The organism is Rhodococcus sp. Z13 (genome assembly GCF_025837095.1).
GTDB classification, from domain to species: Bacteria; Actinomycetota; Actinomycetes; order Mycobacteriales; family Mycobacteriaceae; genus Rhodococcus; species Rhodococcus sacchari.
In genome coordinates this window covers 3496620-3509777 of sequence record NZ_CP107551.1, presented here as the reverse complement: position 1 = coordinate 3509777, position 13158 = coordinate 3496620, and the positions used below count along the sequence as shown (strand labels likewise).

Annotated in this window: 14 protein-coding genes; 13 read left to right on the top strand and 1 reads right to left on the bottom strand. The window is 71.1% G+C overall.

Features of this window, described 5'->3' with window-relative positions; all coding sequences use genetic code 11:
• The 8 genes from OED52_RS16020 (at position 1) to OED52_RS15985 (ending at position 6496) form a co-directional block, all read left to right on the top strand.
• Positions 1 to 954 (top strand): sugar phosphate isomerase/epimerase family protein, encoded by a 954-nt coding sequence (locus OED52_RS16020; RefSeq protein WP_264151833.1) that lies wholly within the window; start codon positions 1 to 3, stop codon positions 952 to 954.
• Positions 955 to 1015: 61 nt separating this feature from the next.
• On the top strand, positions 1016 to 1678 hold the full coding sequence (locus OED52_RS16015) for a MerR family transcriptional regulator (protein ID WP_264151832.1): 663 nt from the start codon (positions 1016 to 1018) through the stop codon (positions 1676 to 1678).
• Positions 1675 to 2532: a thioesterase family protein gene (locus OED52_RS16010; protein WP_264151831.1), complete on the top strand. Its 858-nt coding sequence runs from the start codon at positions 1675 to 1677 to the stop codon at positions 2530 to 2532. The genes OED52_RS16015 and OED52_RS16010 overlap by 4 nt, the downstream gene beginning before the upstream one ends.
• Positions 2533 to 2670: 138 nt before the next feature.
• Positions 2671 to 3507, top strand: a complete 837-nt coding sequence (gene proC / locus OED52_RS16005; RefSeq protein ID WP_264151830.1) for a pyrroline-5-carboxylate reductase — start codon at positions 2671 to 2673, stop codon at positions 3505 to 3507.
• Between the two features lie 167 nt (positions 3508 to 3674).
• The gene (locus OED52_RS16000; RefSeq protein WP_264151829.1) at positions 3675 to 3911 is read left to right on the top strand and encodes a helix-turn-helix domain-containing protein; all 237 of its coding nucleotides are present in this window, start codon (positions 3675 to 3677) and stop codon (positions 3909 to 3911) included.
• Positions 3912 to 4162: 251 nt separating this feature from the next.
• Complete coding sequence (locus OED52_RS15995; protein ID WP_003402602.1) at positions 4163 to 4264, top strand: 30S ribosomal protein bS22; 102 nt, start codon at positions 4163 to 4165, stop codon at positions 4262 to 4264.
• A 172-nt stretch (positions 4265 to 4436) separates the two neighbouring features.
• Positions 4437 to 5513, top strand: coding sequence for an NAD-dependent epimerase/dehydratase family protein (locus tag OED52_RS15990; RefSeq protein WP_413247675.1), 1077 nt, complete (start codon positions 4437 to 4439; stop codon positions 5511 to 5513).
• The gene (locus tag OED52_RS15985; RefSeq protein ID WP_264151827.1) at positions 5510 to 6496 is read left to right on the top strand and encodes a lysophospholipid acyltransferase family protein; all 987 of its coding nucleotides are present in this window, start codon (positions 5510 to 5512) and stop codon (positions 6494 to 6496) included. Before OED52_RS15990 ends, OED52_RS15985 begins: the two co-directional genes overlap by 4 nt.
• Positions 6497 to 6518: 22 nt before the next feature.
• On the opposite strand, the gene OED52_RS15980 is transcribed toward OED52_RS15985, so the two are convergent.
• Entirely contained in the window at positions 6519 to 7490 is a 972-nt protein-coding gene (locus OED52_RS15980) for an HAD family hydrolase (RefSeq protein WP_264151826.1), read from the bottom strand.
• Between the two features lie 236 nt (positions 7491 to 7726).
• On the opposite strand from OED52_RS15980, the gene OED52_RS15975 reads away from it, so the two are divergent.
• The 5 genes from OED52_RS15975 (at position 7727) to OED52_RS15955 (ending at position 13118) form a co-directional block, all read left to right on the top strand.
• A complete protein-coding gene (locus tag OED52_RS15975) occupies positions 7727 to 8017 on the top strand; it encodes a glutaredoxin family protein (RefSeq protein WP_264151825.1) in 291 nt (96 codons plus the stop codon).
• A gap of 159 nt (positions 8018 to 8176) precedes the next feature.
• Positions 8177 to 9049: a redox-sensing transcriptional repressor Rex gene (locus OED52_RS15970; protein ID WP_264151824.1), complete on the top strand. Its 873-nt coding sequence runs from the start codon at positions 8177 to 8179 to the stop codon at positions 9047 to 9049.
• A complete protein-coding gene (locus tag OED52_RS15965; RefSeq protein WP_264151823.1) occupies positions 9046 to 10470 on the top strand; it encodes a glutamyl-tRNA reductase in 1425 nt (474 codons plus the stop codon). The genes OED52_RS15970 and OED52_RS15965 overlap by 4 nt, the downstream gene beginning before the upstream one ends.
• On the top strand, positions 10467 to 11477 hold the full coding sequence (gene hemC, locus OED52_RS15960) for a hydroxymethylbilane synthase (protein ID WP_264151822.1): 1011 nt from the start codon (positions 10467 to 10469) through the stop codon (positions 11475 to 11477). The genes OED52_RS15965 and hemC overlap by 4 nt, the downstream gene beginning before the upstream one ends.
• 75 nt (positions 11478 to 11552) lie before the next feature.
• On the top strand, positions 11553 to 13118 hold the full coding sequence (locus OED52_RS15955) for a bifunctional uroporphyrinogen-III C-methyltransferase/uroporphyrinogen-III synthase (protein ID WP_264151821.1): 1566 nt from the start codon (positions 11553 to 11555) through the stop codon (positions 13116 to 13118).
• Positions 13119 to 13158 lie beyond the last annotated feature (40 nt).

The following is a 13158-nucleotide window of genomic DNA, read 5'->3' as shown; positions in this document are numbered from 1 at the left end:
ATGGCGACCGGTAGGGGGATCCGGGTAGGACTGTCGACGGCCTCGGTCTATCCGGAGAACACGGAGGCCGCCTTCCGTTTCGCCGCGGACCTGGGGTACGACGGCGTCGAACTGATGGTGTGGGCCGAGCCGGTGAGCCAGGACCTGGCGTCGGTCGAGCACCTCGTCCGCGAGTACGGGGTGCCGGTGCTCGCCGTGCACGCGCCGTGCCTGCTCATCTCGCAGCGGGTGTGGGGGTCCGATCCCGCGGCGAAGCTCGCCCGGTCGGTGCGGGCCGCCGAGATCCTCGGCGCCGAGACCGTGGTGGTGCACCCGCCCTTCCGGTGGCAGCGCCGGTACGCGGAGGGGTTCGTCGACCAGGTGGGTGAACTCGAGTCCGACAGCCACGTCGTGGTGGCGGTGGAGAACATGTACCCGATGCGGGCGGACGTCGTGTTCGGCGGCCGCGACCGCGGCGCCGAGCGTCTCCGCAAGCGGGGGCCGGGCCGGGCGGTGTCGGCGTACAGCCCGTCCCTCGACCCCACCGACACCGGTTTCGCCCACTACACCCTCGACCTGTCGCACACCGCGACCGCCGGTGCCGACGCCGTCGCCCTCGCCGACCGGATGGGGGAGGGGCTGGCGCATCTGCACCTCGCGGACGGTCGTGGTTCGTCCCTCGACGAGCATCTCGTGCCGGGCACGGGCACCCAGCCGTGCGCCGAGATCTGCCGTCGTCTCGCCGCGAGCGACTTCGCCGGGCACGTGGTGCTCGAGATCAGCACGCAGAGCGCGCGCACCCGGGCGGAACGGGCCGCGATGCTCGCCCGGTCGCTGGCGTTCGCCCGCACCCATCTCGACCGGCCGGCGACCCGGGCCATCACCGTCGGACCGGAGACCCCGCGGTCGACGGGGGTCGCGCGGGTGACGGCGGGGCCCGAGGGCACCGATCCCGGCGAGCCCGAGGACACCTGAGACGCCCGTCTCCGCCCTCGCTGGATAGTTGTAGTATCCAGCGGCGAGAGGGGGGGGGACGATGCGGATCTCGGAACTCGCCGAGCGCAGCGGAGTGCCGCTGCCGACGGTGAAGTACTACCTGCGCGAGGGCCTCCTCATGCCCGGCGCCGCCACCAGCGCCACCTCGGCCAGCTACGACGACCGGCACGTGCGCCGGCTCGCCCTCGTCCGGGCGCTCGCCTCCCAGGGACTGCCGCTCGAGAAGATCCGCACCGTCGTCGACCTGGTCGACGATCCCCGCGACGACCTGTCCACCGCACTCGGACGCGCCATCGCCGCCCTGCCGCCCTACGTCGCCGACACAGGCAGCGACAGCCCCCGCGCCCGTCGGGTGCTCGAACGCCTCGGGCAGCGCTACGACCCGCGCTCGACCGCGGTCGCGCAGCTCGAACAGGCCCTCGCCGCCCTGGAAGCCGCGGGACTGCAGATGGACGAGCACCGGCTCGACGCCTACGGCCGGCACATCCGCGCCATCGCCGAGGTCGACCTCGAACTGCTGCCCACCGGGTCGCGGGAGGCGACCATCGAGGCCGCCGTCCTCGGCACCGCCCTCTACGAGCCCGTCCTCACGGCCCTGCGCCGGCTCGCTCACCAGCATCTCGCCGCCCGGATCCTCGGGCTCGGCGATCCGTCCGCCTCCGGTGCCGTCCCGGCCCGACCCGACTCCCAGGAGCGACAGTGACCACCGACCATCCCTTCCGCGACCTGACCTCGGTCACCCGCGTCGACACCGCCGGTGACGATGTCGGAACGGCCCACTGGCAGGCCCACATCGGCCCGACCTGGACCATCGGCCCCAAGGTGCACGGCGGCTGCATGCTCGCCGTGTGCGCGTCCGCGGCGCTGCAGTCGCTGCGGGCACAGGGCGCCGACCCCGTCGTGCGGCCCGTCGCGGTCAGCGCCTCGTTCGTCTCGGCACCCGACCCCGGCGACGTGGAACTGACCACCGTCCTGCGCAAGCAGGGCAAGCAGATCGCCGTGGTCGACGTCGAACTGTCGCAGGCCGGCCGCGTCGCGGTGCGCGCGAACGTCACCCTCGGCAGCCCGGACTCCGACGACCCGGTCCACACCGTGCCGCACCGCGCGACCCGGCTTCCCGCCGAACCGCCCGCCGAGGCCGTCGACGTCACCCCCGACCACCCCATGGGCCAGGTCGTGAAGTTCGCCGCGACCTCCCGTATCCGGGTCGACGGGTCCACCGCCCGCTTCCTGAAGGGCGAGCAGGGCGAACCCGTCGTGTCGATGTGGACGCGGCCGCTGCCGGACGACGAGGCCGACGTGGACACCGCCGTGCTGTTCGCCCTCATGTGCGGCGACGTGTCGGCGCCCGTCACGATGAACCGCGGCCTGTTCGGCTGGGCCCCGACCGTGCAGCTCACCGCCTATCTGCGGCGGGTCCCCGCCCCGGGCTGGCTGCGGGTCGTCGCCGAGAGCAGCGTCCTCGGCAGCACCTGGTTCGAGGAGGATCACACCGTCGTCGACTCCACCGGCGCGGTCGTCGTGCAGTCGAGGCAGCTCGCGATGATGCCGCGATGATGTTGCGCTGATGCTGCGCTGATCCGTCGCGATCGGCGCCGCCGGCACCCCGTTGCTACGGCAACGATGCCACCCCGTTTGCTCGAACACGGTCACCGCGATGCGGGCCACAGTGCCCGCCGTGGCAGGCTGTCCCTCATGACGAGAATCGCAGTGATCGGTGGCGGCAAGATCGGTGAGGCCCTGGTCTCGGGTCTGCTCGAGAACGGCTTCGCCACCAAGGATCTGGTGGTGGCCGAGAAGTTCGACGAGCGCCGCGAGGAACTGGCCCGCGAGTACGCGATCCGGGTCACCGACAGCACCCCCGACGCCGTGGAGGGCGCCGACGTCATCGTCGTCGCCGTCAAGCCGAACGACGTGGACGCGGTGGTGACCGCCCTGGCCGCAGCGGCCGGTGACAGCGCCGACGAGCAGATCATCGTCTCCCTCGCCGCCGGCATCCCCACCGTGCGGTACGAGACCAAGCTGCCCGCGGGATCCCCCGTCGTGCGCGTCATGCCCAACACCCCGATGCTGGTCGGGGAGGGCGCGAGTGTGATGGCGGCCGGCCGCTACGTCAAGCAGCAGCACCTCGACACGGTGCGGGAGATCCTCGCGGCCGTGGGCACCGTCTCGGTGGTCCCCGAGTCCCAGATCGACGCGGTCACCGCCGTCTCCGGCTCCGGACCGGCCTACTTCTTCCTCGTGGCCGAGGCCATGATCGACGCCGGTGTCGCGCTCGGCCTCACCCGGGCCGTCGCCACCGACCTGGTCGTGCAGACCATGACCGGCTCCGCGGCGATGCTCGCGAAGTCCGGCGACAACGCCGCGGACCTGCGGGCCGCGGTCACCTCGCCCGGCGGTACCACCGCGGCGGCGATCCGGGAGCTCGAGCGCGGCGGTGTGCGGACGGCCTTCTACGAGGCGCTCGAGGCCGCCAAGCGTCGCTCGGCGCAGCTCGGTGCCGTCGCGGACCAACCTTCCGCAGCTTCCTGACAGAACCTCCGGGAGGGGCGTACCGTTGCGTCGAACGGAGCGTCACCCGGAATTTCCCAGCTGCATCGTCGCACAGGAACCATTCGTCACGCTAAGCTCGAATCAGCACGTGCGTGTCTGTTCCGCCGGAGGGGAAGCCGGCGGCGCGGGCGTGCCGGAGGTGTGTAATGGTTTCAGAAAACACGCCGTCCAAGGGGCAACCCCAAGACGGACAGTCGGTTCTCGCCGGTACCCAGTTCCTGACGGTCGCCGAAGTGGCGGCACTCATGCGGGTATCGAAGATGACCGTGTACAGGCTGGTGCACAGCGGTGAACTGCCGGCGGTGCGCGTGGGACGGTCGTTCCGCGTGCACGCGAAGGCCGTCCACGACTACCTGGAGACCTCGTACTTCGACGTCGGGTAGGGACCGTAGGCGGACGTCCGGCCCTCCGTTCGCGGAGCGTCGGATCACCGCAGCACGCAGGCAGGCGCATCACGGAGCGGACCTCGGTTTCATCTCGGTGAGCCGCCCCGGTACGATTGCTTGTCGTCGTACCGGCCAGCCGGTGTCGTGAGGCGCTGTTACTCGTCGCCACGAGGCCCAGCGTCGACATCCATCAGGCGTACGTCACCGGCGTGCGCAGGAACGCTATTAGGAACGTGAGGGATGCCCACATGGGATCTGTGATCAAGAAGCGCCGCAAGCGCATGTCGAAGAAGAAGCACCGCAAGCTGCTCCGCCGCACCCGCGTGCAGCGTCGTAAACTCGGCAAGTGAGCCTCGAGTACTAGATCGATGCCCGTCACCGTCCCGGTGGCGGGCATCGTTCGTTCGAGGAGGCCGTGCACACGGTTCCGTACGAGTCGTGCACGACCGAGGAAGTGGCCGTATTGTGGGACGGCATACTGTGCGGGTCGAATGTGACCGGGAGCGCGTACTGCTACAGGGGGTGTCAGTGGGTTCGCAGGGAAACGAGGCCGACCGGCCGCGGGTCGTGCTGGTCACCGGCGCGAGCAGGTTTCTCGGCGGTTTCCTCGTCACCCGGCTCGCCCAGAATCCCGACATCGAGCGTGTCATCGGGGTCGACACCCAGTCCCCGAGCAAGGACATGCTGCGCCGGATGGGCCGCGCCGAGTTCGTCCTCGCCGACATCCGCAACCCGCTGATCGGCAAGATCATCCGCAACATGGGTGTCGACACGGTCGTCCACGCCTCCACGCTCACGAAGGCCCCGAAGTCCGGCAGCCGCACCGCCATGAAGGACATGAACGTCCTCGGCGCGATGCAGCTGTTCGCGGTGTGCCAGAAGGCGTCCACCGTGCGCCGCATCGTGCTGCGGTCCTCCTCGGTGGTCTACGGCTCGAGCGCGAAGGACCCGGCGAAGTTCACCGAGGAGATGAGCGCGCGGCGCCGGCCCACCGGCGCGTTCGCCCGCGACATGATCGAGGTCGAGGGCTATCTGCGCGGCGTCGCCCGCCGCCGCAGCGACATCGCGACGACGATCCTGCGGCTGGCGCCCACCGTCGGCAACCGGCTGCCCGGCTCGGTGTCGAGCTATCTCACCTCGCCGCTCGTCCCCAACGTGCTGGGCCGCGACGCGCGTCTGCAGCTGCTCCACGAGGAGGACGCCCTCGGCGCCCTCGAGCACGCCGTGATCGCCGGTCCGCCCGGCACCTACAACATCGCCGGTGACGGCATCGTCACGATGACCCAGGCCGTCCGCCGGGCGGGCGGGATCACCGTCCCCATGCCCTACATGATGTTCCGCACCCTGGGACACACACTGATGGGCTCGCTGATGAGTTCCTTCACCAAGGAGGAGCTCGACTACTTCCATTTCGGATGCGGACTCGACACCACGCGGATGCGCAGGGAGTTCGGATTCGAACCACGCTGGACCACGAGAGAAGCGCTCGACGACTTCGCGCGCGGACTCGCCCTCACACGCATCGTCAGGACCGAATGGGTGGACAAGGCCGAGTCGTTGGCGCTCTCCGTACTCGGAGACACGAGGGAGGCGCGATGACGGAGGTCGCCAAGGTCATCCCGTTGCACGGCGGCAGCCGCCGGCCGGGCCGCGGGGCACCAGGGCGGATGCCGCACCCGTCCATGGGACCCCCACCCACCCCGGAGCAGCTCAGCCGCACCGAGCGGTTCGTCGAGGACCTCCGCAGCACCCTGATCGAGCAGGTCACCGGCACCGCCGAGTTCGTGCGGCGCCGCCTGACCGGCGACTACGAGGTCGACGACTTCGGCTTCGATCCCCACTTCAACGAACACGTCGTGATGCCGATCCTGCGGCCGCTGTTCGACAAGTGGTTCCGCGTCGAGGTTCGCGGCGTCGAGAACATCCCGGTCGAGGGGCGGGCGCTCGTCGTCGCCAACCACGCCGGGACGTTGCCCGTCGACGCGCTGATGACCTCCGTGGCCGTGCACGACTACGCGGACCGGCCGCTGCGCATGCTCGCCGCCGACCTCGCGTTCGGTCTGCCGGTGGTCGGCACCGTCGCCCGCAAGGCCGGTCACACCCTCGCGTGCCATCCCGACGCCGAGGGCCTGCTCACCCAGGACCAGGTGGTCGCGGTGTTCCCCGAGGGCTACAAGGGCCTGGGCAAACCCTTCCGGGAGCGTTACAAGCTGCAGCGGTTCGGGCGTGGCGGCTTCGTGTCGGCGGCGCTGCGGACGGGCGCGCCGATCGTGCCGTGCTCGATCGTCGGGTCCGAGGAGATCTACCCGAACATCGCCGACCTCACCTCGCTGGCGCGTCTGCTGGGGTTGCCCTATTTCCCGGTGACGCCGCTGTTCCCCGCGTTCGGCCCGCTCGGTCTCGTGCCGCTGCCGTCGAAGTGGTACATCGAGTTCGGCACCCCGATCCCCACCGACGTCTACGACGAGGCGGCGGCGGAGGATCCGATGGTGCTGTTCGAGGTCACCGACCACGTGCGCGAGACGATCCAGCAGACCCTCTACAAACTGCTCACGCGCCGCCGCAACGTCTTCCTCGGCTAGCTTCGCCGAGGAGGACCCGCCGTCAGGCCGCGCGGTCCTTGCGGCGCCCCACCAGGACCGCCACCGCACCACCGGCGGCGCCGAGACCGATGGCCGTCGGCACCCCGACCTTCGCGGCCTTGCGGGCCGTGCGGAAGTCGCGGATCTCCCAGCCGCGGGTCCGCGCGACCTGCCGCAGGTCGGGATCGGGATTGATCGCCACGGCGGTGCCCACCACCGACAGCATCGGCAGGTCGTTGTGGCTGTCGGAGTAGGCGGTGCACCGCTTGAGGTTCAGGCCCTCGCGGATCGCGAGCGCCCGGATGGCGTGCGCCTTGCCCAGACCGTGCAGGATGTCGCCGACCAGCCGGCCGGTGAACACCCCGTTCTTCGACTCCGCCACGGTGCCGAGCGCGCCCGTCAGGCCGAGCCGCCGGGCGATGACGTCGGCCAGTTCGACCGGGGTGGCGGTGACGAGCCACACCTGCTGGCCGGCGTCGAGGTGCATCTGGGCGAGGGCACGGGTGCCCGGCCAGATCTTGTCGGCGATGATCTCGTCGTAGATCTCCTCGCCGAGCCGGCGCAGTTCCTCGGTGGAGCGGCCCTGCACGAACGACAACGCCTTGTCGCGGCCGGAGGCCACGTCGTTCATGTTCTCCTTGCCGGTCAGCCGGAACTTGATCTGCTGCCAGGCGAACTCGAACAGGTCGGACTTGTCGAAGTAGTCGCGGGCGACGAGACCGCGGGCGAAGTGGATGATCGACGCGCCCTGCACCATCGTGTTGTCGACGTCGAAGAACGCCGCCGCGGTCAGGTCGCGGGGGACCGGCTCGGTCTCGGGGGAGGGCTCGGGTTCGGGGCCGGCCTCCTGGCTGCGGGATTCCTGCAGGGCCAGGGCGGCGTCGGCGCTCGCCTCACCCGCGAGGTTGGCGCGGACCTCTTCCTCGCTCGGCCCGAACTTGCGGGACAGCAGTCGACGTCCGGGCCGGATGATGCGCGCCCATGTCTCACCCATGCCCCATCCGTAGGGAAACGAACGTCCTGGCACTCGCACCTCCGGTGTCGTGACGGGCAGGTCGTGTCCGCGGATTCCGCGGCCCCTCCGCGCTCCGATCCGGAGGCGGCCGGGCCGTGGGGCGCACGGCGACCCGGGCCAAGCCTAGCCCGCACCCACCCCCGGTTCAGCGAGGCCGCCACCGCTGTGGCAGGGTGTGACGTTCATCTCGACTGGTCGTATCGCACAGTGGAGGCATGACCGAGCATCGTTCCCCCGCCGCGGACGACTCCGCGAACCGCCACAGCCTCACCCTTCTCGTGCGCGCCGGCTGCGGTGCGTGCGCCCCGGCCCGCGAGCGGCTCGAGGCGATCGGCGCCGAGTTCGGGGTGGAGGTCACCTGCATCGACGTGGATGTCGCTGCCGCAACCGATCCCGAACTGAGGGCCGAATACGGCGACCGTCTGCCCGTCGTCCTGCTCGACGGACGCGAGCACAGCTACTGGGAGGTGGACGAGCCCCGGCTGCGCGCCGATCTCGCCCGCTGAGCCCCCCGCCGTCCGGTGGTACAGCAGGTGGAAAGCACATTCGGGGGCCTTCGAGCAACTTTGTGCATGGCTTCACAAGCGGTTACCGTGGTGTGAACGATTTCCGGATCACCGTGAGGCCAGGCGTGTATCCACCGGCCGGACGAGGAGCCACGTACCGTGACGCAGTTGCACCCACCGCAGGGCGATGATGCCCGCGGCACCGCCGGGTCCGGCGGGGGTGCCACTCCCGCCGTGCCGGTGCGCGATATCCCACAGGCTACTGTGACGCGTCTCGCCACCTATCTCCGGGTCCTCGGAGCGTTCGCGGAATCCGGAACCCTCATCGTCTCGAGCGAGGAACTCGCTGCTGCAGCCGGGGTCGGATCGGCCAAGCTCCGCAAGGATCTGTCCTTCCTCGGACCCAACGGTGTGCGTGGCGTCGGCTACGACGTGGTGCGGCTGCAGTCCCGCATCGAAGCCGCCCTCGGCCTCGACCGCGGCCACCGCGTCGTGCTGGTCGGCGTCGGCAATCTCGGCCGTGCCCTCGCCCGTTATCCCGGCTTCGACCGGCGCGGCTTCACCATGGCCGGTCTGTTCGACTCCCGCCCCGAGGTCGTGGGCACCCGCGTCGGCGACCTGGTGGTGCGCCACGTCGACGATCTCGAGGTCGACGCCCGCGAACTCGGCGCGACCATCGGTGTCGTCGCCACCCCCGAGGAAGCCGCCCAGCAGGTGTGCGACCGGCTGGTGCGCTCCGGGGTGCGCAGCATCCTCTCCTTCGCGCCGGTCGAACTCGAGGTGCCCGAGCACGTCGAGATCCGCCGCGTCGATCTGTCCGTCGAGATGCAGGTCCTGTCGTTCAACAGCGCCCGCAACGACGAGCTGGTCCGCGCCGCGGCCTCCGATGATGTCCGTCCCGCTGCCGGCGACGTACGCCCTGCCGGCCTCCCGCGGGTCTCCACGCGCAGTTCTGCCCGGCGTACCACAACAGGAAAGGCGGGTCCGATGGGCTCGGCCGCGACCAGAAACGGATCGGTGATCGCGCCGTGAGTGTTCTCCTCGTCGGGATTTCGCATAGGAGCGCACCGGTCCCGGTGCTCGAGAAGGTGGCCGTCGCCGACACCGACCGCCCCAAGCTCACCGACAAGATGCTGGCATCGGACCGGATCTCCGAGGCCATGATCGTCTCCACCTGCAACCGGGTGGAGATCTACGCCGTCGTCGACGCCTTCCACGGAGCCCTCGCCACGGTGAGCGAACTGCTCGCCGAGCACTCCGGTCTGCCCGTCACCGACCTGCACAAGCATGCCTACGTGCGGTACAGCGAAGCCGCCGTCGAGCACCTGTTCTCCGTCGCGAGCGGTCTCGACTCCATGGTGGTCGGCGAGCAGCAGATCCTCGGCCAGATCCGCACCGCCTACGCCGCCGCCGATGCCCAGCAGGCCGCCGGCCGCACCCTGCACGAACTCGCGCAGCAGGCGCTGCGGGTGGGCAAGCGGGTGCACTCCGAGACCGGCATCGACGCCGCCGGCGCCTCGGTCGTGTCCGTCGCCCTCGACAAGGCCGCCGCCTTCCTCGGTGAGGACGGTCTGCGCGGCCGCACCGCCGCGGTCATCGGTGCCGGTGCGATGGGCGGCCTGGCCGTCGCGCACCTGACCCGCGCCGGTGTGGAGTCGATCGTCGTCGCCAACCGCACCCGCGAACGCGCCGAGCGTCTCGCCGAGACCGCCCGCGGCAACGGGGTGGACGCCGATGTCGTCGCCTTCGACGACCTCGCGAGCGCTCTCGCCCGCGCCGACGTCGCCGTCACCTGCACCGGTGCGGTGGGCACCGTCGTCACCCTCGCCGACGCCCACCTGGCGCTCGCCCAGCCCGGCCGCGGCGACCGTCCACTCGCCATCTGCGATCTCGGCCTGCCCCGCGACGTCGACACCACCGTCGCCGGACTGCCCGGCGTGCGGGTGTTCGACATGGAGTCGCTGCAGCGCGATCCCTCCGCCGGAGCCGCCGCCAACGACGCCGACGCCGCCCGCAAGATCGTCGCCGAGGAACTCGCCCAGTACCTCACCGCGCAGCGGCTCGCGGAGATCACCCCGACCGTCACGGCGCTGCGTCAGCGCGCCGCCGAGGTCGTGGAGGGTGAACTCCTGCGCCTCGAATCACGGCTGCCCGATCTCGAGGACGGCCAGCGCGACGAGGTCGCCCGGACCGTCCGGCGCGTCGTCGACAAGCTCCTCCACGCCCCTACGGTGCGGGTCAAGCAGCTCGCCTCCACCCCGGGCGGCGACCAGTACGCCGAGGCGCTGCGGGAGCTGTTCGAACTGCGGCCGGGTTCGGTCGAGGCCGTCGCGACGCCCACCAAGGAACTGAAGTCGCTGACCGACCCGACCCTGTCGGCGGACCTGTCCGCCGCCCTCGACCCTGCCGTGACCACGGAGTTGCAGGCTTCACGAAAGGACGGCAAGGCATGAGCACCGAGGCCGCATCGGCTACTCGGACCGACACCGCACGGCAGGACCGCCCCCTGCGGATCGGGACCCGGGGCAGTGTGCTCGCCACCACTCAGGCCGGCACCGTGCGCGACGCGCTCATCGCCGCCGGGCATCCCGCCGAGCTCGTCGTCATCACCACCAAGGGCGACGTCACCCCCGGACCTGTCCAGCGGATCGGCGTCGGCGTGTTCACCGCCGAGCTGCGCGAGGCCCTGCTCGCCGGTGAGGTCGACGTCGCGGTGCACTCCTACAAGGACCTGCCCACCTTCCAGGACCCGCGCATGGTGATCGCGGCCGTGCCCGAACGTGAGGATCCGCGCGACGCGCTCGTCGCCCGCGACGGCATGGTGCTCGGCGAACTGCCGCCCGGCTCGAAGGTCGGTACCTCCGCGCCGCGCCGCCGCGCGCAGCTCGCCGCCCTCGGCCTGGGTCTGCAGATCGAGCCGCTCCGCGGCAACATCGACACCCGGCTCGGCAAGGTCGAGTCCGGGGAACTCGACGCGATCGTCATCGCCCGCGCCGGACTGTCGCGCATCGGTCGCACCGACCGGATCACCGAGACGCTCGACCCGGTGCAGATGCTGCCGGCGCCCTCGCAGGGTGCCCTGGCCGTCGAGTGCCGCGCGGACGACACCGAGCTGATCGAGCTGCTGTCCGAACTCGACCACGCGCCCAGCCGGGCGGCGGTGGTCGCGGAACGCTCGCTGCTCGCCGAACTGGAGGCGGGCTGCACCGCCCCCGTCGGCGCGATCGCGGAGGTCGTCGAGTCGCTCGACGACGACGGCCGCGTGATCGAGGAGCTGTCGGTGCGTGGCTGTGCCGCCGCCCTCGACGGGTCGGACGTGCTGCGCGCGAGCGCGGTGGGTGCTCCCGAGCAGGCCGAGGAACTCGGCCGCAGGGTCGCCCGCGAGTTGCTCGATCTCGGCGCGCGCGAACTCATGGTGTCCCACGGCGTGGTCCTCGAGCAGGAACCGGCCGATGACTGACCCCAGGACCGACGCTGCTGCACCCGTCACCCGCTTTGCCCCTACCGCTGATTCGATCGCACTGGAGAATGACCGATGAGCCGAGTCCGTAAGCACAACCCCGGGCGGATCCTGTTCGTGGGATCGGGTCCGGGAGATCCGGCGCTGCTCACCGTGCGCGCACGCGACGTGCTGGCGGGTGCCACGATCGCCTTCACCGACCCCGACGTCGACAAGGGCGTCGTCGCCCTCGTCGGTGTCGACCACGGCACCGACCCGGAGACCGGGGAACCCGTCGCCGAGGTCCGGCCGGCTCTCGGTGAACCGGCCGAGGTCGCGAAAACTCTTGTCGCGGAAGCGAAGACGGGGCGCGACGTGGTGCGTCTGGTGGCCGGCGACCCGCTGACCACCGACTCGGTCATCGCCGAGGTCAACGCCGTCGCCCGCACCCAGGTTGTCTTCGAGGTCCTCCCGGGGCTGCCCGCCGGCTCGGCGGTGCCGAGCTACGCCGGGATGGCGCTGGGCTCGTGCCACACCGAGGTCGACGTGCGCGGAGAGGTCGACTGGGCCGCACTCGCCGCTGCCCCCGGACCTCTCGTGCTGCACGCCACCGCCGGTCACCTCGCCGAAACCGCCAGTGCCCTCGTCGAACACGGCCTCGCGCCGCAGACCCCCGCGGCGATCACCGTGCGCGGCACCACCCGTCAGCAGCGCACCGTCGAGGCGACCCTCGCGACCCTCAACGACGCCGGCTCCGAACTCGTCGGACCGCTCGTCGTCACCGTCGGCAAGGTGGTCTCGCACCGCAACAAGATGTCCTGGTGGGAGTCCCGCGCCCTCTACGGCTGGACGGTGCTCGTGCCCCGCACCAAGGAGCAGGCGGGCGAGATGAGCGAACGGCTCGTCACGCACGGCGCCATCCCGATGGAGGTCCCGACCATCGCCGTCGAGCCGCCCCGCAGCCCCGCCCAGATGGAGCGTGCGGTCAAGGGCCTGGTCGACGGCCGCTACCAGTGGGTGGTGTTCACCTCCACCAACGCCGTGCGCGCCGTGTGGGAGAAGTTCGAGGCCTTCGGCCTGGACGCCCGCGCCTTCTCCGGCGTGAAGATCGCCTGCGTCGGTGAGGCCACCGCCGCGAAGGTGCGCTCGTTCGGCATCATCCCCGAGCTCGTCCCCAAGGGCGAGCAGTCCAGCGAGGGCCTGCTCGCCGAGTTCGCGCCCTACGACGACGTCTTCGACCCGGTCAACCGCGTGCTGCTGCCGCGCGCCGACATCGCCACCGAGACCCTCGCCGAGGGGCTGCGCGAACGCGGCTGGGAGATCGACGACGTCACCGCCTACCGCACCGTCCGTGCCGCTCCGCCGCCGGCCGCGACCCGCGAGATGATCAAGACCGGTGGGTTCGACGCGGTGTGCTTCACCTCGTCGTCGACGGTCCGCAATCTCGTGGGTATCGCCGGCAAGCCGCACGCCCGCACCATCGTCGCGTGCATCGGCCCGAAGACGGCCGAGACCGCGATCGAGTTCGGTCTGCGGGTGGACGTGCAGCCGGAGACCGCGCAGGTCGGTCCGCTGGTCGATGCGCTCGCCGAGCACGCCGCCCGGCTCCGGGCCGAGGGCGCCCTGCCCCCGCCGCGGAAGAAGTCGCGCGCTCGCCGTTGATGGTTCCCGCGTCCCGATGATCGCTCGTGCGCGGTTCCGG